The following is a 21,846-nucleotide window of genomic DNA, read 5'->3' as shown; positions in this document are numbered from 1 at the left end:
GACTTTCCTCTCTTTTTTAAAGGGAGGTTAGGAGGGATTTAAAATCAAAACGTCGACCAACCACTCCATTCCATAAAACGGTATAACCAGTATTTCCAGAATGACTCTTCAGCATATTGAGCATAGTCCACGCTCATGGAACGGCCATTCAAATTAGACCAGGCCGTATTGAAATACTGCTGCGCATCGCTAAAGACTTCCGCCTGAGGCTGTCCCACCACACGCAAATTGGTTTCCAGATTATAATTTTTCAGATTACGTGCCGTGAAATTTGCTGAACCCAAAATCATTTCAGCTTGCTGGGCACCATATTTCATCAGAATTTTGTTATGACATTGCTCGCCTTGAGTATTACACCAGCGTACCGGAATACCAGCTTTATGCAGTTCTGAAGCCACCTGCCGGTTAGGAATGCCATTTTTTTCACGACCAAATGCATCTTTGTTTGGATCAAGTAAAACCCGAAGTTTCACTCCGCGCTCATGCGCTGCAATTAACCCTTTCACAATCTTACGTTCTGACAGATAGAACATGGCCAGATCAATCTGCTCATCTGCTTTCGCCGTTTCAAGCAGCTTTAGAACTCCCTCATAAATGGCTTTTTCAGTTAGCACCTGAACTTGAGGCTGTTTTTTTTCTGCTTCAAACTCACCTGCAATCACAGCCGGCATATTGGCTTGAGACATGATCCCGACCGCCTGTTCTGTCGCAAGAATATCAATCGCTGTTCTGCCCCAGACCAGTAGACCAATATTGGAGTGCCGTGAACTGCCATCATGTGGGTTCATTGAGGTAACCAGTGCTTTCCAGCCCTGATCTGTATCCACGACCAGTGTTTTACGATGATTGGCTTTGAAATTAAACAGGTCGAAATAACTGCGTAAGGTCACTTTTTCTGGACCAAATGGATTCGGCAACCAGCCTTTTTCCGGATTATTGCCAATCCCCTGACAGCACAGATACCAGAAACCTGACCAGCTTGGATTAGAAGCACGCAGCGGTGTCAGATTGGTTTCGATTACATCTACTCCCGCCTGACGCAGTTCACGATAATGCTGTGCTGTAATTCCACCGTAGACAGAATTAATCGGATCGGTAATAAATTTGATTTCCACTTCAGGCTGCATTAATCGCTTGTTAAGTAAGGCCTCTGTGAGCTGTTTGCTGAGTGCCTGATGTTCCTGTTTAGAGGCACCGGTCTGCTGATTAAACAGAAACATATCCAGCACGATCAGGGATTTTGCTTCCTCAACCATTTTCAGCATTTCATTAAAAATCTGATGATCCAGTTGCTGCTTGCCCTGTGCATTCAGATAAGTCTGATCGACCAGAAATTTCACCTGTGCATGGCGCAGCTTACCCGTGTAATTCAGCCCTTCAGGTAAGGGTTTATAAGTATGATAAATTGCTGAAGCCAGATAACTGGCCATCAGCACACCAATGATCAAGGCCGCATAACGGCGGTTTGACCAGTTCAGTTTATTGTGAATTCGTTGAAAGATACGCATAAGAAAAAACCTAACCCAATATACTCAGGCTAGGTTTAATCTGATGATTTTTCAAGTCTATTTCAGTGACAGTACTTGGATTCGGTCAGTTATTTCATCTGAATCCTAGAAATCATATTGTACACCGACTGTGAAATTACGTCCGACTTGCGGAATATTCGACAGGAATGAGCTATGTGAATAGACCTGATCATCGAGCAGGTTATTGGCTTTAAAATAAACCCGATAGGCATTTTTATCAGCAATGCTATTAGCGTAGCTTAGACCGACATTGACCATGTTATAGCCTTGGGTTTCATCTTCATAACTGGCCGTTTTGTCCTGATTAAAGACATGATAATACTCTGCCATTCCTGACCAGCCATCGGCAAAGTCTGCTTCAACCTTGGTTCCTAAGCGGCCTGCTGGAATACGGGGTGCATTTTCACCCTCAATTTTGCCGCGTACATAATCACCGAACACACCAAACTTGTATGTGTCATTTAATGCATAAGTAGCTTCCGCTTCAGCCCCATAGAAACGAGCTTTATCTTGAGTATATTCTACCCCACGCAAATTTCCATTTCTGGCCGTAGTCGCACCGTAGATATAGTCATCAAACCAGTTATGGTAAATATGCGCATGATAATCCAGCTTATCACCTTCATATTCGAAACCCAGCTCTAGGTTATTCGAGCTTTCTTTTTCCAGATCAGGATTACCGACTTCATAGGTATTGGTGGCAAAATGCAGACCATTGGCATACAACTCTTGCGCCAGTGGTAAACGTTGCTGATGTGAACCTACAATGGATAACTTATAGTTCGGGGCAAATTCCCAATTCGCAGCGGCAGAAGCAGAGATACCTGTGCCTGAATAATTTTTCTGTTCAGATTCAACCTGTACTTTTTGATGATCAACACGTGCACCCAGTTCGACATGCACATCACCGAGTTGTTTATGCTCTAAAGCAAACAGACTGTATTTTTCAGTTTTGGTATCTGGCATGACTACGCTTGAACCATGAACATGATGTTCTTCATCATCCTCGTCACCATCTTCATGATGATCATGTTCTGTAGCAGCCAGATTGATTTTCTGCTGGCTATATTGGGTGCCAATTACCCCTTCCCAACCAGCAACCGGAACATGCACCAGCTCTAAACGGCCATCGTAGCCTTTGCTTTTGAAATTACTAATCACTTCATTTTCTTCCAGCTCATCATGCTCATAATCGGTAAAGCTGGCATGGGCACGTAACTTGTCAAAACCGGCAAAAGGCTGTTCCAGTTCAGTACGTACTTCATAACGTTCAGATTTCAGATCTACCCATGGTCCGCCATGCTCTTCTTCATGCTCTGCGGTAGCACCCAGCTCTGGACAGCCATGGAAATGATCACCATGCAATACACAGCCATGATATTCATGACTATGCCCCGGCAAGCCATATTCATCCTGACGGTTGCTATAAGACAGGCCAACGAAACCACGATCATGAATCCATGATCCACCAATATTCACGGTCTGGCCTTCAGCAAAGGTATTACCTACACGACGTTCTTTGTGAAAATGTGAATGATCGCCATGAGGTTCTTCTACTACATAATCAGGCGCAATATAGTCATTGGCTTTGTGTTTAGTACCTTCGACACGCAGGGCAAAATTTTCACCGACTGCAGCAGTCACGCCTGCACTTGCCAGTTTTTCATCACTGCCCGAGTTGTAACGTAGTCCAACAGTCCCTTCCAGACCATCTTCCGGCATTTGGGTAGGGATTTTCTGGTCAGTGACATTGACCAGACCACCGACGGTTCCCGCGCTATAAAGCAAAGTTGATGGGCCGCGAATCACTTCGACCTGTTTGGCCAGAATCGGATCAACCGTCACCGCATGGTCAGGAGATAAGGTCGATACATCAGCCGTTTCGGAAGCATGCTGCAAAACTTTGACACGTGGACCATCTTGTCCTCGAATTACAGGACGGCTCGCTCCGGTCCCATACTGATTTGAATACACCCCAAGTTCATCTGCCAGCGCATCACCAATAGTTGTCGCACGTTCAGATAAAGCTTTCTGATCAATCACCTGATCAGCCACAGCAAAGTCTGCAGCCGTCTGCACCAAAGGATGGGCCTGAATCTGGATGGTTTCCAGAGTTTGTACCTGCACGGTAGATTGTTCTTGTTGTGCCCATGCTGCTGGCGTAATCACCGCAAAAATGGAGAGTGTTATTAAATTCTTACTAAAAGACATGACCCAAGCTCAAAATGACCAAAACAGAATAATGTTATAATATAACATTTCATTACTTTTGCAATCTCTTATTCTGATGGTAAGCTATACTTTAGGTCTGATTTTTATTTCTATACTGATTACTGCTAAATACACGATTACATTACTTATATGCCCTTTACCTTATCTCATGCCGTACTTGCTCCCCCACTTTCCAAATTAACAGGTAATCGCTTACCTGTGGCAGCTTTGGCGATTGGCTGTATGGTGCCGGATTTGTATCGGCTGTTTGTCAGACATGGGCATGATGATCCTTATTTAGCACATTACTGGAGTTCATTGCTCTATCCGGATTTAATGCTTGGGCTTGGTTTCAGCTTTTTCTGGTATGTCCTGTATCGACCGGTTATTTATCGTTTTTGTGGTATCCAGCATCCTTTAAATATTGAGGGTTTTTGCAGTGCTTTTAGATTTATTCTTGGCACTGTGTGTGCAGTGCTCATTGGCGTCTGTACCCATATTCTCTGGGATGGTCTGACCCATGCCGATTTCCGTACCGTGGTATTCAAGTCATTTTTAGCAAAAGATATTTCCCTATTTGGGCACATTTACCCGCTACATCGTACCCTGCAAATCGGAACCTCCATTGTAGTCCTTCCCATTTTAGCCTGGATGCTGCATCGCTATTACCGACACTATCAGCAGTATTTCAAAATCAGTAAAAAAGTACTTCTGTGGGGATGGGGATTAACGGCGCTATCGATCTTGTCTGGTTTTATTTCAGTCGCAGATTATCTGCGCTATTTTCCCTGGCATATAATTTCATCCGATCTTTATCACATCATTGGGATTTCATTTAATGAGTTTACCCAAACTGCCCTCATCGTCTTTACCTTAGGATGTGTGCTCTTTTTATTTCTGGATCGTGATTACCGTCTGGGCTAGAGAGACCCATCAGGTCAATAGATTTCCCGGCAAAATCGTATTGTTTTTCACGCAAGTTCTTGTGACAACATGCCCAAAGAGGCATAATCGCTTTTTCAAAGGCGGTACGCTGTTTACGTATACGCTTCCTTAACCCATATAGTTGGATTTTTTACGCTATGATGCGAACTCATTACTGCGGTTCTTTAACCGAAGCTCAAATTGACCAGACCGTAACATTATGCGGTTGGGTACACCGTCGCCGTGACCACGGTGGTGTCATTTTCCTTGACATGCGTGACCGTGACGGTCTTGTTCAAGTGGTTATCGACCCAGATACACCTGAAGCGTTTGCAACAGCAGACAAAGCACGTTCTGAATACGTATTAAAAATTACAGGCCGTGTACGTCGCCGTTATGCGGGTACTGAAAATGCCAACATGGTGAGTGGTCAAATCGAAGTATTGGGTAAAGAAATTGAAGTTCTTGCTCAGTCTGAAACTCCTCCATTCCCATTAAATGACGAAAACACAAGCATTTCTGAAGAAATCCGTTTGAAATATCGTTTCCTGGACATCCGTCGTCCTGAAATGATCGATCGTTTACGTTTCCGTTCTAAAGTGACCAACCTGATCCGTAACTATTTAGACGATCACGGTTTCCTAGACGTTGAAACTCCGATCTTGACTCGTGCGACCCCTGAAGGTGCGCGTGACTACTTAGTTCCAAGCCGTGTATCTAATGGTAGCTTCTATGCGCTTCCACAATCACCACAGCTGTTCAAACAGTTGTTGATGGTAGGTGGTGTAGATCGTTACTACCAGATCGCTAAATGTTTCCGTGACGAAGATTTACGTGCGGATCGTCAGCCTGAATTCACTCAAATCGACATCGAAACATCGTTCATGAGCGATGACGATATTATGGATTTGATGGAAGGCATGACTGTTAAGATGTTCGACGAACTTCTTGGCATCAAATTCGACAAATTCCAACGTATGCCTTATTCAGAAGCAATGCGTGACTACGCTTCTGACAAACCAGACTTACGTATTCCTTTGAAACTTGTCGATGTTGCAGACTTGATGCAAGACGTCGAGTTCAAAGTATTCGCAGGTCCTGCTAAAGATCCTAAAGGCCGTATCGTTGCGCTTCGCGTTCCAGGTGCGGGCTCACTGCCACGTAGCGCAATCGATGAATATACTAAATTCGTTGGTATTTACGGTGCGAAAGGTCTGGCTTACATCAAGGTCAATGAACTTGAGAAAGGTATTGAAGGTCTTCAATCACCTATCGTTAAATTCATCGAGCCAATCGTGCTGGATCTGTTGAAACGTGTTGGTGCTGAAAATGGCGACATCGTATTCTTCGGTGCAGACAAAGCCAAAGTTGTGAATGATGCAATGGGCGCACTTCGTGTGAAAATTGGTCATGATATGAACCTTGCAACTTGCGAATGGGCTCCGCTTTGGGTAGTTGACTTCCCAATGTTCGAAGAAACTGATGATGGCAAATGGACTTCTGTTCACCATCCGTTCACGCTTCCTAAATCAAGCGTTGAAGATGTGAAGAATAATCCAGGCGAAGCATTGTCTGTTGCTTATGACATGGTATTGAATGGTACTGAAATCGGTGGTGGTTCACTGCGTATTTATACTTTAGAAATGCAAAAAGCGATCTTTGAAGCGCTGGGTATTTCTGAAGAAGAAGCAGAAGAAAAATTCAGCTTCTTATTAAATGCATTGAAATTCGGTGCGCCTCCGCATGGTGGTCTGGCATTCGGTCTGGATCGTCTGGTGATGTTGATGACTGGTGCATCTTCAATCCGTGACGTGATTGCCTTCCCGAAAACCAAAACTGCTGAATGTCCATTGACTCAAGCACCTGCACCAGTTGAATCAACTCAACTACGTGATTTGGGTATTCGCCTACGTGAAAAACCAAAAGCTGAATCTCAAGAATAATTTCTTGATGATTTAAGTAAAAAAGCCCTGTTCTAGCAGGGCTTTTTTATTGCATTGAGAAGCCTGCACGACAGTGGCATAATAGCTTCAGTTTCTATTTTTAGGTAATTTGGCAATGGCGATGCGTCCTGCTGTTCGTAACCGTGGCATCATGCTGATTGTGTTTTCAGTCGTACAATGGCTGTTCATGCGCTATATCCTTGCAAACAACCTGTTTAACTTGGACACCAATGACCGTATTGTGTACTTCTGCCTGAGCAGTATTTTAGGTGCACTTGTCATTTTTGTAGGTTTGATTTATATGGTGCTTAAAGGCAATCCTGATCAAGAATCTTAATCAGGCAAGCTGCCCACCATGTACGCATTACTCAAGAACCTCTCCAAACTCCCGTTAAGATTCATTCAAAATTTGGCGAAAAGTGTTGGATCACTTCTCTATATCACGAATTCATCGATTCGCCGTACTACAGAAATTAATTTAAGAATTGCCTATCCTGAACTGTCAGCAACGGAACGCACACGACTGGCAAAACGAAGTGTTCAAAGCCAATGCATGACCTATGCCGAGTCAGTCAAAATTTGGGGCTCTGAACCTGAGTTCGCATTAAAACAAATCCGGAATATTCATCATCCAGAGATTTTCACTGATGCACTAAAAAATCCGAATGGAACTTTAGCAGTCGTTCCTCATTTTGGTACTTGGGAGTTACTTAACGCCTGGGTGAATCAACACACTAGCCCGGTCATCATGTATAAGCCAAGTAAAAGTCCTGATGTCGATCGGTTTATGCTCGAAGCACGGCAGCGTTTAAATGCTACCCTTGTCCCAACTGATGAAACGGGAGTACGGGCTTTATTCAAGCATCTAAAACAAGGGGGATTCGCTGCCATTCTTCCTGACCATGTACCCAAAGAAAGTGGTGGTATTTACTCATCTTTTTATGGACAGAATGCTCTATCTTCTACCCTACTGTCTAAGTTAGCTGCAAAAACCCAATGCTCTGTGATTGGCTTAAGCTGTTTACGTCATGATGATCTAAACGGCTTTGATATTCATGTAACTGAGTTATCAACAGATATTCTCTCTAAAGACTTACAGCTTTCTGTAGATACCTTAAACAAGGAAATGGAGCGAATGATTAACATTGCTCCAGAGCAGTATTTGTGGGGATATAAAAGGTTTAGGAAATTAGAACAATTAAAAAATGTATACAAATAAATTTTAATTAAGGTTTATAAAAATATATTTTATAATATGATCACTATTGAATTAATGTTATTTGATTAAAATGAAAAGAAAGCACATGCTTAATTATCTGATCCGTTTCTTTTTAAGAATCAGAAAAAAAAATATGGATTCAGATAATAATGCTGATGTAATAGTTTTAAATCCACTAACTAAAGCACCACAGATCGAAAAAATAATATGGGTATATTGGCAAGGTCCACTTTCCGAATTCTTAAAAACCTGCCTAGAAAAAATTAGGAAGTTACATCCTGAGTATGAAGTTAATATACTCAATGAAACTAATATTAAGAGTTTTAGTAAAATATCTTATGAGGATTTCGGAGAGATAACTCCTCAATTAAAAACCGATATATTAAGATTAGACCTATTATATAATTATGGTGGCATATGGATTGATGCAAGTGTCATTCTTTATGAAAGCTTAGATTGGGTATATAAAATTATAGAAAACAATTCTACAGATGCTTTTGGCTATTATCGTAGTGGAAATACAACCGACTCTAATTTTCCAGTTATAGAGAGCTGGTTGCTTGCAACCTCTAAATTTAATGAGTTTTTTTTAGTTTGGAAAAAAGAACTAATTGATGCTATAAAAATTGGTAAATTAAATTATATTAATAATATTAAAAATAATTATCAAAATCCTGAGAATTATTTTCAAAAAATTGGAGACCTAGAATATTTAATTATTTATGTTGCATGTCAAGTAGCAATGCGAAAAGCAGAGGCTTCCTTTACTTTAATTAATTGTGATAAGAATGCTCTTCTATTTCAAGCTACAAATAATTGGAATACGCTTAAGTTATGTATAAATATGGGTATAAATCAACCTCCTAAAACATTTCCAAAATTAATTAAAATTATTGGAACTGATAGAGGTTCTCTTGAAAAAATATATGAAAAAAAAATATTTTTTCAAGACTCTCTTCTAAACTTCAAGTATGACTGCTAGCAGTCATACTTACTAAAAATTTTATTTATTTTGTATAACTTTATCCTTAGATTAATATATCTAAAAATATCTATTTCTAAAATATTCATATTTGCAAAACTTAAAAAACAATCATAATAATTTTCTTTTATATATCTTAATACTTTTTTTGTTTCATTAATATCTTGATGTTTTTTATAATCACTATTAAGATTTCTTATTAATGATACATATGAATTAAAGATCTTATACTTTAGATATCCTTTTTTTTCTATCTTTAGAGAATTTTTAATAAAATTACATCTATAATTTAAGGCAAACAAATAATCATCTACATATTCAATAGACTTAAAGCTGTTTACACTGGAACCCGTTCTATATCTATAATTAATTAGTGGAGCTTCAATATATTTAATACTTTGAATTCTATCTGAGATATCAGTTACAAAAATAATATCTTCAAATCTTTTTTTACTTGCAAATCTAATTCCCTCTAAACTCCTTCTATTAAATACTTGATTCCATATATAATTTTTTCTAAGATGCGTCAAAATATTTAAATAGTTTTTACCATTATTAAGATAGCATTTTTCAATATTATATTGATCCTTACTTTTATCAAAAAATATAAAATCAAAAATAATAACATCATAATAAGTTTTCTCTTTTAAACTATCTAAGACCTTATTTATACTATCCTTATTAAGAAAATCATCGGAATCAATAAACCAAATATAATCTCCCTGTGATTTATCAAATAATATATTTCTAGCTAAAGAAACTCCTTTATTTTTCTCACCTAAAATTAATTGAATTTGTGGAAATTGATTTTTATAATCTAATAATATTTCACGACTTGAATCAGTAGAACAGTCATCATAAATTATAACTTCACAACTATTGTCTACTTGCTCCATTATAGAGTCTAAGCATTCCGACAAATAATTAGCTACATTATATACTGGAATTAATATACTTAATTTTTTATTGGTCACTGCATTTTACCTACTAATTAATGAATAGTATTTCACAACAAATTTAAGTATTTATCTGTTACATATTCAAGTTTAAATTGCTTATTTATACTTAACCGAAATACAGAAACACTTGCAGATACTTCATTTATCTTTTCGGCAATAGAGTTAATATTTCCAGGCTCTGCTAAATTTTTGAGTTGAAGAATTTCTCTTGGACCAGAAGGGCAATCTGTACTTATTACTGGTGTCCCTAAAGCTAAGGCCTCTAAAATTGCAATGCTAAACCCTTCAAAATCTGAAGAAACTACCATAAATTTGGCATGTTTAATATATGGATATGGATTCTTTTTAAAACCTGTAAAAATTACTTTATCTTCAATTTTTAAATCTTTGACTAATTGCTTAGAGGATTCTAACAACTCGCCCGTACCGACTAAAACTAGCTTTTCTTTAATATTTGCTTGGGCATAAGCTTTAATTAAAATATCATGTCGTTTTTGCTGCTTAAACTTTCCTACATTCACAATATATGGTTCATCAATATCTGGCAGATATTCATTAGCTGTTGAAACTACTTGCTCAATATCAATCGGATTATAAATAGTAGTTATTCGACTTTCAGAACCAAAAACTTCCCGAAAATCTTTCTCAACCCCCTGACTAACAGCTACACAAGGTTTCGATAGATAAACTTGGGCAAGTTGATTCTTTAACTTATTCAGTTTCTCCCCATATTCGAGACTAGTAGTATTATGAATCACTAAATGAATATTCGGTAGTCGACTTTTTGACAATATAAAATCGACAGGAAATAAATTTGAAAGCACAAGATCTGGTGTACCAATCTTTTTTAAGACAAATCGATCAAATGCTTTAGCTGCCCATTTTGGACGTAAACTTTTTGGAATTAGGCGATATTTCTGATAGTCAAAAAAATGCAGATTAACCCCTTCAGGTATAGGTAAATCAATTATATTTTTAAAGTGTACGATATGAGCTTCATGCCCAGCATCTATTAAACCTTTTGCCAAGGTTAAAGCAAAACGTTCAGCACCATTCCCTTGTAAAGTAAAAATAGCTAAAACAACTTTCTTCTTCATTTCTTACAATCTTATATAAAATCTTTTTTATCTAACTTAATAAATCGCTTTTCAGCTTTAGCTATTACTTGGATATATCTAAATGCCATTGCAATTTGCCCAGCTAAACGTCGCTGCTTAAATTTAAACTTTTCATTAAAGGATGCGTATTCAGGTTTAAAATGCTCAGAGCGACCGATGATAGAATCAAATTGAGCTGCAGGGACCAAACCATATGGCACCATTTGATCTTCCTGAATAATCGCTGCTGGTTCTGCTTGTAAGCTTTTTAATCCATAATGACTAAAGATAAATCCATCCGCAATTGCAGGTGCCGACACAGCGAGCCGATCTAAAAGTTTCTGTGCACCTGATGGATAAAGAATATAGCCAGCTGCTCCTGTACGATCTTGATAGAGTTTAAATAACTTGGTTTTGCTATCCTGAAAATCATGAAATACTGCTTTGGAAATAATCTTCTTACGACTACGAATTTCTAGATTAATTAGATCAATATCCTGAAAATCAGCATTCTCAATATTTCTAAGTAACTCAGGTACATGTTTTGCTAAAACAGCATCATCTTCTAAAATTAAACAGGGTTTTTGCTTTTTTAAAACAGTCTCCCACGTTTTTTGATGACTTAAAAAACAAGCAACTTCAACTTTACGCAAAGGACGTTGCCAACCAAAACCTAAAGACTGATAGCTTTCCTCACTTATGTCACTTACTGAACGTGCCTCTACAATTTCAAAAGCTAAATTTAGCTGTTTAAATTGTCTGTTTTGAAAATCTAAACGCTCTGTCGCAGTATTTAAATGAATAATTAAAATATCCATATTTACCACCACCTGGTTTTTTCACGCGTATGACGCTGCTTAAAACGGGAATAGACATTATTATTTTGCTCAAGCTGAAGCCGATCAAAAATTTCCAGTACAATTTGCCCAAGTGGATGAATATCGCAGATCTGTTCCAAACGCCAGCGCATATTTCGCAAAGTATCATCTGTACCTACCGCAAATGCAGATGTACCGTCAAATAGTGCATAACGCTGGTTTTGTAATAAATGCTGATGTTTCTGATTTACTGCTAAAGACTGATCACATAAAAAACGCTCAGTTTCCTGTAGTTTTAAAGTATTAATAAGGACCACAGCATTCATAAGAATCGCTTTTAAAGTAATATCTTCATCAAAATCAATAAAAGTATCACATGCCGAAATTAGCCAGCGGATATTTAATGACTGTATAAGAAAATCACATTCAGTCATCCATAATGCCTTAAATTTCGCATAATTATTTTGAGTATCGACCTCACGGCGAATCAAGACAATCAGACTGGCATGGTAATAATTTAATTTAGGCTGCCCAATAAATTCTGATTGCAGCTGTTCGATATGTTCGTTGAGATCTTTGGCCGAACCATGCGTGTAATTCGGAGTATCGCCCGCGATCATTTCAGTTTTTAATTGCGCAATATCAATATCATCGAATTGGGCATAAACCTTGTCGGCACCAAAGCGACGCTGATGTCGGCTAAATGAAAACCATTGTTCAAACTTACTTTTCTTTCTTACAGGCATGTTTAAACCATTTAATTTGAATTACTGCCAAGCATCCTTGATCCATTGGGATGGCAACACATAGCGATACCATTTACCACCACCACCATTAATGGCATCAGGTGGGTTAATCTCCCCATGGAAAATAATAATTTTTACGCCCTCAGGCTTTACTGGCGGTTTGAAATAAGCCATCGGAATTTTTTGTAGGCAATGGTATTTATAACTTTTGCACCAGCTATCCGGCCAATAACCAAGTTTCTTCTCCTGGTCTACATACCAAGAAAGATAAGCCTGCTCATTACGGAATTTTTGACGGATTTCATCAAAGTGTTCGCGGAAATATGGCAAAAGACCAGGAAAAGCTCCGAGCTTAAAGCGATAAACTGAACTATTACCCGTAATACGCCATGGTCGTTTCCAGTCATGGATAATCAGAAACTCACCCGGATGTGTAAAGAATTCATCAATATTATCGACAATCACCACATCCAGATCTAAAAATAAAGCATTTCCTTTTAAACCATAGAGATCAGGTTCAAAGGTAGACAGCTTATTCCAGCCACGTTCTGGCGCCCCTTCTGGCAAATCCAACGGTGGAATAGAAAAGCATTGCACATTTGGATCAATCCCTTCAGTACGGTCAGTTAAACACACCATTTGAAAATCAACAGTTGTGTGTCGCTTCACCATATTGTAAAGGCGATTGACATATTCAGACCCATATTTTGTGCCCCATTTCATACAGATCACAATATTTTGCTCAGGTGATTGTTCACCCTGAGTCTTAAGGTCATTTTGCTTTGCGTTCATGCACCCATCATCCACCTATGCAATATCAGTATCATACCATTACTGGTACTGACTGAGCCTATTGCTTTTCATTTCCGCACAGTTTACCGCAAATCTCATAAAGAAATATAATCTTCATTTTTTCATCACCAGAATTGAATATTTTTCCAGCAAACTAGATCGAAATAAAGTTCATATTTGAATGATAAGTATAGAGCAACACTAATTTTAGTTGTTCGTTACGCTTATTCGTTTATTTTTATAGTGAATATATAACTTTCCAAAATATGAGAGTCGTCATTTTTTCTGCAATTTATTGGCTTCTCTACCTAACAACCTAATAGTTTAATATTTTGAGAAAGAGTCACTAAAATAAAAAAAGGACTCAAATGAGTCCCTTTTTCATAGATTTAACTTATTTTACATAAGTTAACCAGTGTGCATATTTAGGGTCTTTACCCTGAACCGCATCAAAGTAGGCTTTCTGGATTTGAGTCGTAATTGGACCACGTACCCCTTCACCAATTTGACGGTCATCATATTCACGGATTGGTGTGACTTCAGCTGCAGTACCAGTAAAGAATGCTTCATCTGCAATATAGAACTCGTCACGGGTAATACGGCGTTCTACCACTTCATAACCAAGATCTTTAGCAATGGTAATAATCGATTGACGTGTAATACCGTCTAATGCGCCACCAGCGATGTCTGGAGTATGAATTACGCCATCACGTACCAGGAATACGTTTTCGCCTGAACCTTGGCATACATAGCCTTGCGGATCAAGCAGCATTGCTTCGTCATAACCAGAATGTGCCACTTCTTGGTGAGCAAGAATCGATAATGTGTAGTTACCAGATGCTTTGGCTTTACACATCGTCACGTTTGGATGATGGTGTGTGAATGATGAAGTTTTTACACGAATACCTTTCGCCATCGCATCATCACCAAGATAAGCACCCCAGCTCCACGCTGCAACTACAGCATGAATAGTATTGTCAGTAGCAGCAATACCTAATTTTTCAGAGCCAATAAAAATAATTGGACGTAAATAGCAAGATGCCAATTTATTTTCACGAACCACATCAATTTGAGCTTGTTCTAAAGCTGCGTGATCAAATGGAACTTTCATTTGATAGATTTTTGCAGAATTGAGCAAACGTTTGGTGTGTTCTTTCAGACGGAAAATAGCCGTTCCATTCGGGGTTTCATAAGCACGGACACCTTCAAACACACCCATGCTGTAATGCAAAGTATGTGTTAATACGTGAGTTTTCGCCTCACGCCAGTCTACTAGTTGTCCATCTTGCCAAATGAAACCATCACGATCAGCCAAATTCATGCCACAAACTCCAATTTTTCACAATTATTCACTATCCAGTGCAAATACTGCACTTGGATCAATCAGTCTTTGCCATAACTTGCAAACGGTCTTTCGGGTATCGTGCCAGTCGCTTGCAGACACTTGCATGGATTGATTTGCAAGGGCTAAGCGATGGCTCTCGGCGCGTTCACGGAGATAAGCTTGAATCAGAGCAGTCGCATCGTCGCTGGATAAGCAACCTGATTTTGCGGCATCCTCAAGGATTCTTACATTGTCGGAGTAATGGGCGAGATCTTTATTCGTCCCACTCCAAGCTAACACCGCATACTGTGCCATAAATTCGATATCAACGATACCACCTGCATCTTGTTTTAAATGAAAAATCCCATCTTTTTTTTGCTCTTTGGAAGAACCCAGATGATCTTTCATTTTCTGACGCATTTTCAGAACTTCACTACGTACATGACAGATATCGCGTTTCTGGGTAAGAATTTTACAGCGTAGTGCTTCAAATGTCTCTCTCAGGCTATCTTCTCCGGCAATGGAACGTGCGCGTACCAAGGCTTGATGCTCCCATAGCCATGCATTTTTCAACTGATATTGCTCAAATGCTTTCAGGCTAGTGACCAGCAGCCCTGCTTCTCCAGAAGGACGTAGACGAGTATCGACTTCATAGACACGTCCATCCAGTGTTTGTGTGGTCATGAGCGACATAAACTTCTGTGCCACACGCATGGCAAACTCAAAACCGCTAATCGGCTTGAGACCGTCCGTATCAGCCTGCTCGCCCATATAATGAATGAAGACCAGATCCAGATCCGAACCATAGCCCAACTCAATGCCACCGACTTTGCCATAGCCAATGACGGCAAAAGCCGTATGTTCTATCGAGCAGCGCTGCCCTTCTGCATCCAGCGGAAAACCATGTCGTTTGGCCACAATCTGATAAGCCAGATGTAGCGCAGCATTCACTGAGACTTCTGCAATATCCGTTAAGGCATCCGAGACTTTCATTAAAGGACTTTCTGCCAACACATCACTGGCCGCTACCGCAAGTACATTGGATTTTTTAAATAGGCGCAGCACCCGCATCTGGTCTTCAACCTGATCAATTTCGATTCTGAGCAATTGCTGACGCAGGCTATCTTCCAGATCCTGACGCTTAGGCAATTCAAAATCCATCGACAAGAACTCATCCAGTAACACCGGATAATGGGTAAGTTCCTCACATATCCAGGGGCTGACAGTCGCCATTTTCACCAAACGCTGTAAAGCACCTTTACTTTCAATCAGCATCACCAGATACACCGTACGACGCATGACTGATTCAACCAATGGCATCAGGCGAACCAGTGCAACTTGTGGTTTATCTGATTCCAGAATCGCCTCTATCAGATAAGGCCAAAATGTTTTTAAACGTTGAATAGCTTTGGCTGGCAGTTTTTTTAAGGCATGTCCATGCCAGAATTCATGTACCAGATTTTTCGCATGATCATCTAAAACTTCATTCAGCTGTTGTTCGAGTTGAGAAAAACTTTTGCCTTGAGGCTCTGGTCCATTTTCCTTGATCAAGTGCTCAAACTGGTAAATCACTTTAGCGCGTTTTTGATCCAGCACTTCCATAAAGGCGGACCAGTCTGAAAAGCCCAAAGTATCCACAATACGTTGACGTAAATCTGGCTCAGTCGGCAAACACTGGGTCTGTTGATCATGCAGCGCTTGAATAGCATGCTCTACCCGGCGCAGGAATAAATAGGCATCTTCGAGGTCAGTCACTGCCTGCTCATCCAGCAGTTCAGCCTCATCCAGATGATTCAGACTAACCAGACATTGCCGGTCTTGCAGCTCTAACTTGGCTCCGCCATAAATCAGCTGAAAAACCTGCACTATAAATTCAACTTCACGAATCCCGCCTGCGCCAAGCTTGATATCATCTTCAATATTACGGCGCTGTACTTCACGCTCAATCATCGCCTTCATTTCGCGCATGGCTTCAAAAGCGCTGTAATCGACATATTTACGGAATACAAAAGGACGGGTCATATCCAGCAGTTCATCACCTTCTGGACTCGGATTGACGATGCGGGCTTTGATCCAAGCATAGCGTTCCCATTCACGCCCATGCTGGCTAAGATATTTTTCTAGTGCGGCATGACTGATGGCCAGAGCAGAACCATCACCCCAAGGTCGCAGACGCATATCAACACGGAATACAAAACCTTCAGCAGTGATATGGTCTAGCAGATAGATTAACTTTTGCCCCCATAGAATGCAGAACTGCTGAACATCAATGCATTTGCGCCCATCCGTTTCACCCTGTTCATCAAAGGCAAAAATCAGGTCAATATCACTGGAAAGGTTGAGTTCCTGAGCGCCCAGCTTGCCCATTGCAATAATAATGAGATCCTGAACTTTACCGTTATAGCCAATTGGCTGGCCATATTTGGCGACTAGAGGAATACGGGCAAACTCTTTGGCAGCACAGATACAGGCATCAGCGAAATCAGACAGCTCGCGGGTCAGTGTGATGACATCGGTGAGTTGATTGGCATCCTGCCAGATCCAGCGGAACATCAGGCGAGCACGCAGAATACGTAAACTACGCATCCACATGGTTTCATCGCTGATATTTAATAGATTGGAATAGATTAAGTCTTGAATCTGTTCAGTGCCGAGTGATCCCTGAAACTGATCAATTGCATAATCCTGATTCAATAGATCTTGATGATTGGCCAATACCTGTTCTGCATACTGACTGGCTCTTAAGGTTTTCTGCAATTGTACCGCATCCATCACTCGGTGATTCCCTCAAAACTTTTATTTAGTTATAGCAGGAGTTCAGGCCGAGTGGGAACGGTTTTAATAGAAATTTATGATTTTCAGGACTTTTCAGTATGCAGGTCTTCAAGTACCAATGCCTGATGATCATTGGTCACTTTAGGTAAATGCACAGTAAAGGTGGTTCCAGCGCCTTCTTTAGAATCTACGACAATCTGTCCATGGTTCAGGTCTACAAAACGCTTACACAGTACCAGACCCAGACCTGCGCCTTTCTCATTGTCTGTGCCTTTTAAGCTCACTGTGAGATTAGGTCTAAACAGATTTTCCATTTGCTCTTCAGTCATACCGAGACCAGTATCCTGAACAGTAATCTTGACTTGCTCACCTTCCATTTCAGCAGCCAGAATCACCTGGCCACCCTGATCAACTGGAGTAAATTTCAGCGCATTCGATACCAGGTTCTGCAAGACCGAAGTAATCATATTGATATCAGCATGCACCTTAATATCTTCAGGAACCTGGTCAATCAGCTCAATATTCTTTTTCAACGCCAGACTTTTCAGTACATCACAGACAATTTTAGTAGACTGTTTTAATTCATAGTTAATCGGATGATAAACGAAACGTCCACCCTCGGCCATCGCCCAGGTCAACAGACTTTCTAACAAGTTATACGTCGATTGAGCCGTATCATATAAATAATCAGAAATACTCTGGATACTGGATTCATCCAGAGTGTCACGTTCCTGTGCCAGCACTTCCGAGAAGCCTAACAGACCATGGAAAGGTGCACGCAGGTCATGAGCAATAATTTGGAAGAATTTGGTTTTACTGAAGTTTTGTGCACATTGCTGTTCGTATAACTCTTTCAGCTGTGTATGTTCCTCATTCAGTTTAACTCGTTTTACTAAAGATTCAGCAAATTGCTGGACGATAATAATAGCTTCCTGATCAAATACTTCAGTCTGATCGTCAAAGAAAACCACCTGCCCCAAAGACTGTCCTTGGGCTGATTTCAAATTGAATGCTACGAGCCGCTGATGGACTACGCCAAGGCTGTTCACATGATCTGATAGTTCTACATATGCAGGATGATTTTGATCGATCACATCCATTTCTTGTAGATATTTAGGGATGTCCACATTCTGTGGTACGTGCAAACCGCGAAAACCGAGCGGACAGCTGTACCAGATATAGGGTTCCATATGGAATCCGATGATACAGGTCTTAACGCCGAGTACTTTACGGGCGACCTTACAGAAGGTGTCTAATAAATTGTCAGAGGTATAGACACCTAAAATGAGAGATATACGGCACGAGCTTAACTGCTCCGTATTCTGACCGATCTCTAGCAGTTTTAGTTCCATGTCTGCCTCTCTGGATGTTATGGAATATAGAATAAAAATTACAACCGACTAAATTAATACAATCAATAACAAAGATTCTATATTTAATCAACGTTAAAATCTCATTTATCGACCAAAGGATTTGTTAACTTATTTCTCTAAAGATACATTGATAGCTTCAATACCTTGATATTTAAATATTAAGAATTACTTGAGAAAATATTCCTCTTATAAAAAATTACATATAATTATTTGAAATTCCTGAATTCATTTCAAATTGTTTCAATATCATCTGAGTTCTGAAATCTGAGGAAGATAAAAACAGCTCATTTTTCTTCTGATCTTTAGGTAAATAAAAGCTTTTGAATTTTCAAATATATAGAAAATACTTATTGTCACCTTCTGAAAAAATAGATCGCCAATCATATTAACTTTGACCTAAATTTATTTCTATTTTTTAAATATTCTTAATAATCATAAAATATTGAGTGATTTAAATAGTTTATTTATGCACTAAAACCAATTTTTTACGTAATCAAAAATATTAAAAGTTTACATTTTTTTACAGTTAACAATGACTTATAGGAACATTCTTGAATTTCCATGGAAAATAAAAATTAATTAGAGTGAATAAAAAAGCGACAAAATGTCGCTTTTCTTTAATTCAGTTTACAATCAGTTATCTGAAATCAGGGCAACTTGCTGCACATAGTTAAACAGCTTTTGCTTTGAGGCTGCCACTTCTTCTTCCGGTGCCTGATTTTTTAGATCACGATGCACACGTAAATAATGCTGACGTAAGGTATGACGCTCTGTCGCATTATAGGTTTTGGTAAATTCATTAATTGCAGGATCACCATCTTTCACGATACGGTCAACCCAACGCTGCAATTGTGCTGTCTTTTTCAAACCCTGTTTCGGAGTCAGATAAGACAGAATCACGGTTTCATTTTCATTACGAAGTAATTTACCAATACGTGAAAATTGACGACGGCGTGCTTCATGTGAACTGATTTGCTGGACATCCAGCAAAGCTTCAATAAGACGTTCTTCAACGGGTAAATTTTTAATTTGTTTTGCACTCAGTTCTGCCAACTGTGCGCCTAAAGCAGCCATACGCTGAACTGCTTTTTTCTGTTCGGTTTTACTTGCGCGTCCCTCTAAAGATTCAAAGTCTTCTTCAGTTAAACTGCTCGGTCGACGTGCCACGATTAATCTGCCTCATAAAATTTTGCCGCAAACAGTGCCTGAATTTCAGATAAGGCCTTTTCCTCATCTGCACCTTCAATCACTAAGCGTAAAGTTGTTCCTTTGCCCGCACCAAGCATCAGCAAGGACATAATATTTTTGGCATCAACCAATTTGTCCGACTTGCCAATCTGGATACTGGAACGAAATTTGGTGGTAACTTCAATGAGTTTACCTGATGCACGCGCATGTAAACCTAGTTTATTAATTACGTCAACAGTCGTATCAATCATGACCAGTGCTTCATTTCTCGGTGGAGGACTTGAATAGACCATTTTGCCTCAAGCGCTTTTTTTAGTCTATCCACAATATAAACAGAACGATGCTGGCCGCCAGTACAACCAATTGAGATGGTCATATAATGACGATGACCCTCAGCAAAGGTCGGCAGCCATTTGTCTAAAAAGTGATAAATATCCTGGAACATGTCTTCGACCTGATCACTTTTTTCCAGGAATTCCTGTACCGGCTGATCAAGGCCTGAATATTTACGCAGTTCCAGTTCCCAATGCGGATTCGGCAAATGACGGACATCAAAAACATAGTCAGCATCTAAAGGAATGCCATGCTTATAGCCAAAAGATTGCAGAATCACAATCAGGTTATCGGTCTGCCCCAGCTTGTACAGCAAGGTATGTTTCAGATCATGTACGCTTTTATCGGTGGTATCGATATGCACTGTAGAGCGGAGCTGGATTGGCATCAGCAGGACTTTTTCTTCCTGAATACATTGATGCAGACTCTTGAAACGGGCAGCCAAAGGATGCGGACGGCGTGATGCACTAAAACGGGCAATCAGCTCCTGATCCTGCGTGGTCAGATAGATGACATCCACCGTACCATGCTGTTGCAGCTGTTCAAACACATGGTCGAATTCCTGCAAATCTGCACGGGTACTACGTACATCCACCCCAAGCGCCAACTGTTCCAGATTATTTTCACAGTCCAGCTTCGCCACAATTTCAGGAAGTAAGGCCAAAGGCAGATTATCAATACAGTAATAACCCAAGTCTTCAAGTACCTGCAATGCAGAAGATTTACCTGAGCCAGATTGTCCTGTCACAATTAAAATGCGCTTCATGCCTTACGATCCTTTTACTTATCCAGCTGCGTATTTGATCTGCAGATTATCAATCAGACGAGTTTTTCCTAATTTTGCCGCGATTAAAATCACGACATCCTGATTAAACTCATCAATTTTTTGCAATTCCGGTGTACGGGCTTCTACATAGTCCACTACCAGACCTGCATCTGTCAAAGTTTGACGGATACCTGCCCGTGCCTCCTCCAAAGTTTTACCTGCATGTAACTGCTGCTCAGCAGTTTTCAGACTCTGGAAAATGACTGGTGCTGTTGCACGTTCCTGCTCGCTTAGATAGCCATTACGCGAACTAAGTGCCAGACCATCTTCAGCACGAGCAATCGGTACACCAATCACTTCCAGCGGAATATTGAGGTCTTGAACAAACTGACGGATCACAGCCAGTTGCTGATAGTCTTTCTGACCAAAGAAGGCATAGTTGGGCTGAACAATATTAAATAATTTGGTCACCACGACCGCTACACCATCAAAATGACCCGGACGCTGTAAGCCACATAGGTCATTGGTGATACCAGACACACTGATATTGGTTAGACGTGGCTTGTTACCATACATCTGCTCTACAGTTGGGGCAAAGACAATGTCACAACCCACATCTGCCAGTAACTGCTGATCCTGCTCTAAAGTACGTGGATAATTATCAAAATCCTCATTAGGTCCGAACTGGATCGGATTAACGAAAATACTCACAACAACGACATCACACAGTTTACGCGCCTCACGCACCAGATTCAGATGCCCCTGATGCAGGTTGCCCATGGTCGGGACAAAACCAATAATTTTACGCGCAGAACGTGCAGGATTGAGCGAAGCAGATAATCCTTGGATGGTTGTTTCTGTTTTCAT

Annotated in this window: 19 protein-coding genes; 5 read left to right on the top strand and 14 right to left on the bottom strand. The window is 40.0% G+C overall.

The window, feature by feature from the left end; all coding sequences use genetic code 11:
• Nucleotides 1–44 precede the first annotated feature (44 nt).
• Together O4M77_RS02450 and znuD are read right to left on the bottom strand one after the other, a co-directional pair.
• Complete coding sequence (locus O4M77_RS02450) at nt 45–1,508, bottom strand: phospholipase D family protein (RefSeq protein WP_180033782.1); 1,464 nt, start codon at nt 1,506–1,508, stop codon at nt 45–47.
• 105 nt (nt 1,509–1,613) lie between these two features.
• Nucleotides 1,614–3,740 carry a zinc piracy TonB-dependent receptor ZnuD gene (gene znuD, locus O4M77_RS02445; protein WP_180168051.1) on the bottom strand — a complete coding sequence of 709 codons (2,127 nt, stop codon included), beginning with the start codon at nt 3,738–3,740 and terminating at the stop codon, nt 1,614–1,616.
• 150 nt (nt 3,741–3,890) lie between these two features.
• On the opposite strand from znuD, the gene O4M77_RS02440 reads away from it, so the two are divergent.
• From O4M77_RS02440 to O4M77_RS02420, 5 genes are all read left to right on the top strand, one after another.
• On the top strand, nt 3,891–4,664 hold the full coding sequence (locus tag O4M77_RS02440; RefSeq protein WP_180031535.1) for a DUF4184 family protein: 774 nt from the start codon (nt 3,891–3,893) through the stop codon (nt 4,662–4,664).
• Between the two features lie 158 nt (nt 4,665–4,822).
• Nucleotides 4,823–6,607 (top strand): aspartate--tRNA ligase, encoded by a 1,785-nt coding sequence (aspS, locus tag O4M77_RS02435; protein WP_034704264.1) that lies wholly within the window; start codon nt 4,823–4,825, stop codon nt 6,605–6,607.
• A 115-nt stretch (nt 6,608–6,722) separates the two neighbouring features.
• Complete coding sequence (locus O4M77_RS02430; protein ID WP_005232078.1) at nt 6,723–6,944, top strand: hypothetical protein; 222 nt, start codon at nt 6,723–6,725, stop codon at nt 6,942–6,944.
• Nucleotides 6,945–6,962: 18 nt separating this feature from the next.
• Nucleotides 6,963–7,826: a lysophospholipid acyltransferase family protein gene (locus O4M77_RS02425; protein WP_323713763.1), complete on the top strand. Its 864-nt coding sequence runs from the start codon at nt 6,963–6,965 to the stop codon at nt 7,824–7,826.
• An 85-nt stretch (nt 7,827–7,911) separates the two neighbouring features.
• The gene (locus tag O4M77_RS02420; RefSeq protein WP_323713762.1) at nt 7,912–8,808 is read left to right on the top strand and encodes a glycosyltransferase family 32 protein; all 897 of its coding nucleotides are present in this window, start codon (nt 7,912–7,914) and stop codon (nt 8,806–8,808) included.
• On the opposite strand, the gene O4M77_RS02415 is transcribed toward O4M77_RS02420, so the two are convergent.
• The 12 genes from O4M77_RS02415 to panC form a co-directional block, all read right to left on the bottom strand.
• Nucleotides 8,805–9,782: a glycosyltransferase family 2 protein gene (locus O4M77_RS02415; protein ID WP_323713761.1), complete on the bottom strand. Its 978-nt coding sequence runs from the start codon at nt 9,780–9,782 to the stop codon at nt 8,805–8,807. The two genes, O4M77_RS02420 and O4M77_RS02415, sit on opposite strands and share 4 nt — an antisense overlap.
• Before the next feature lie 32 nt (nt 9,783–9,814).
• The gene (locus O4M77_RS02410; protein ID WP_323713760.1) at nt 9,815–10,864 is read right to left on the bottom strand and encodes a glycosyltransferase; all 1,050 of its coding nucleotides are present in this window, start codon (nt 10,862–10,864) and stop codon (nt 9,815–9,817) included.
• An 11-nt stretch (nt 10,865–10,875) separates the two neighbouring features.
• On the bottom strand, nt 10,876–11,682 hold the full coding sequence (locus O4M77_RS02405) for a glycosyltransferase family 25 protein (protein WP_323713759.1): 807 nt from the start codon (nt 11,680–11,682) through the stop codon (nt 10,876–10,878).
• A 2-nt stretch (nt 11,683–11,684) separates the two neighbouring features.
• Nucleotides 11,685–12,428, bottom strand: coding sequence for a hypothetical protein (locus O4M77_RS02400; protein ID WP_159124097.1), 744 nt, complete (start codon nt 12,426–12,428; stop codon nt 11,685–11,687).
• Nucleotides 12,429–12,449: 21 nt separating this feature from the next.
• Nucleotides 12,450–13,220 (bottom strand): glycosyltransferase, encoded by a 771-nt coding sequence (locus O4M77_RS02395; RefSeq protein ID WP_323713758.1) that lies wholly within the window; start codon nt 13,218–13,220, stop codon nt 12,450–12,452.
• A gap of 394 nt (nt 13,221–13,614) precedes the next feature.
• The gene (locus tag O4M77_RS02390; RefSeq protein ID WP_005232095.1) at nt 13,615–14,541 is read right to left on the bottom strand and encodes a branched-chain amino acid transaminase; all 927 of its coding nucleotides are present in this window, start codon (nt 14,539–14,541) and stop codon (nt 13,615–13,617) included.
• 24 nt (nt 14,542–14,565) lie between these two features.
• Nucleotides 14,566–17,316, bottom strand: a complete 2,751-nt coding sequence (glnE, locus tag O4M77_RS02385) for a bifunctional [glutamate--ammonia ligase]-adenylyl-L-tyrosine phosphorylase/[glutamate--ammonia-ligase] adenylyltransferase (RefSeq protein WP_180159462.1) — start codon at nt 17,314–17,316, stop codon at nt 14,566–14,568.
• A gap of 86 nt (nt 17,317–17,402) precedes the next feature.
• Complete coding sequence (locus tag O4M77_RS02380; protein WP_159124100.1) at nt 17,403–18,671, bottom strand: sensor histidine kinase; 1,269 nt, start codon at nt 18,669–18,671, stop codon at nt 17,403–17,405.
• Between the two features lie 654 nt (nt 18,672–19,325).
• Nucleotides 19,326–19,859: a ribosome biogenesis factor YjgA gene (gene yjgA / locus O4M77_RS02375; RefSeq protein WP_005232100.1), complete on the bottom strand. Its 534-nt coding sequence runs from the start codon at nt 19,857–19,859 to the stop codon at nt 19,326–19,328.
• Between the two features lie 2 nt (nt 19,860–19,861).
• Nucleotides 19,862–20,131, bottom strand: a complete 270-nt coding sequence (locus O4M77_RS02370; RefSeq protein ID WP_034169914.1) for an HPr family phosphocarrier protein — start codon at nt 20,129–20,131, stop codon at nt 19,862–19,864.
• Nucleotides 20,128–20,979, bottom strand: a complete 852-nt coding sequence (gene rapZ, locus O4M77_RS02365; protein ID WP_004782131.1) for an RNase adapter RapZ — start codon at nt 20,977–20,979, stop codon at nt 20,128–20,130. Before rapZ ends, O4M77_RS02370 begins: the two co-directional genes overlap by 4 nt.
• An 18-nt stretch (nt 20,980–20,997) precedes the next feature.
• The gene (gene panC, locus O4M77_RS02360; protein ID WP_159124101.1) at nt 20,998–21,846 is read right to left on the bottom strand and encodes a pantoate--beta-alanine ligase; all 849 of its coding nucleotides are present in this window, start codon (nt 21,844–21,846) and stop codon (nt 20,998–21,000) included.

The sequence above is a fragment of the Acinetobacter sp. YWS30-1 genome, from assembly GCF_033558715.1.
GTDB lineage: Bacteria > Pseudomonadota > Gammaproteobacteria > Pseudomonadales > Moraxellaceae > Acinetobacter.
Note: the sequence above shows the minus strand (reverse complement) of the source record. Positions and strands in the feature narration are given on the sequence as shown.

Bases quoted from the DNA above. Each gene is read 5' to 3' on its own strand.
- O4M77_RS02450 (WP_180033782.1), bottom strand. From the start codon at position 1,508: ATGCGTATCTTTCAACGAATTCACAATAAACTGAACTGGTCAAACCGC.
- znuD (WP_180168051.1), bottom strand. From the start codon at position 3,740: ATGTCTTTTAGTAAGAATTTAATAACACTCTCCATTTTTGCGGTGATT.
- O4M77_RS02440 (WP_180031535.1), top strand. From the start codon at position 3,891: ATGCCCTTTACCTTATCTCATGCCGTACTTGCTCCCCCACTTTCCAAA.
- aspS (WP_034704264.1), top strand. From the start codon at position 4,823: ATGATGCGAACTCATTACTGCGGTTCTTTAACCGAAGCTCAAATTGAC.
- O4M77_RS02430 (WP_005232078.1), top strand. From the start codon at position 6,723: ATGGCGATGCGTCCTGCTGTTCGTAACCGTGGCATCATGCTGATTGTG.
- O4M77_RS02425 (WP_323713763.1), top strand. From the start codon at position 6,963: ATGTACGCATTACTCAAGAACCTCTCCAAACTCCCGTTAAGATTCATT.
- O4M77_RS02420 (WP_323713762.1), top strand. From the start codon at position 7,912: ATGCTTAATTATCTGATCCGTTTCTTTTTAAGAATCAGAAAAAAAAAT.
- O4M77_RS02410 (WP_323713760.1), bottom strand. From the start codon at position 10,864: ATGAAGAAGAAAGTTGTTTTAGCTATTTTTACTTTACAAGGGAATGGT.
- O4M77_RS02405 (WP_323713759.1), bottom strand. From the start codon at position 11,682: ATGGATATTTTAATTATTCATTTAAATACTGCGACAGAGCGTTTAGAT.
- O4M77_RS02400 (WP_159124097.1), bottom strand. From the start codon at position 12,428: ATGCCTGTAAGAAAGAAAAGTAAGTTTGAACAATGGTTTTCATTTAGC.
- O4M77_RS02395 (WP_323713758.1), bottom strand. From the start codon at position 13,220: ATGAACGCAAAGCAAAATGACCTTAAGACTCAGGGTGAACAATCACCT.
- O4M77_RS02390 (WP_005232095.1), bottom strand. From the start codon at position 14,541: ATGAATTTGGCTGATCGTGATGGTTTCATTTGGCAAGATGGACAACTA.
- glnE (WP_180159462.1), bottom strand. From the start codon at position 17,316: ATGGATGCGGTACAATTGCAGAAAACCTTAAGAGCCAGTCAGTATGCA.
- O4M77_RS02380 (WP_159124100.1), bottom strand. From the start codon at position 18,671: ATGGAACTAAAACTGCTAGAGATCGGTCAGAATACGGAGCAGTTAAGC.
- O4M77_RS02370 (WP_034169914.1), bottom strand. From the start codon at position 20,131: ATGATTGATACGACTGTTGACGTAATTAATAAACTAGGTTTACATGCG.
- rapZ (WP_004782131.1), bottom strand. From the start codon at position 20,979: ATGAAGCGCATTTTAATTGTGACAGGACAATCTGGCTCAGGTAAATCT.
- panC (WP_159124101.1), bottom strand. From the start codon at position 21,846: ATGAAAACAGAAACAACCATCCAAGGATTATCTGCTTCGCTCAATCCT.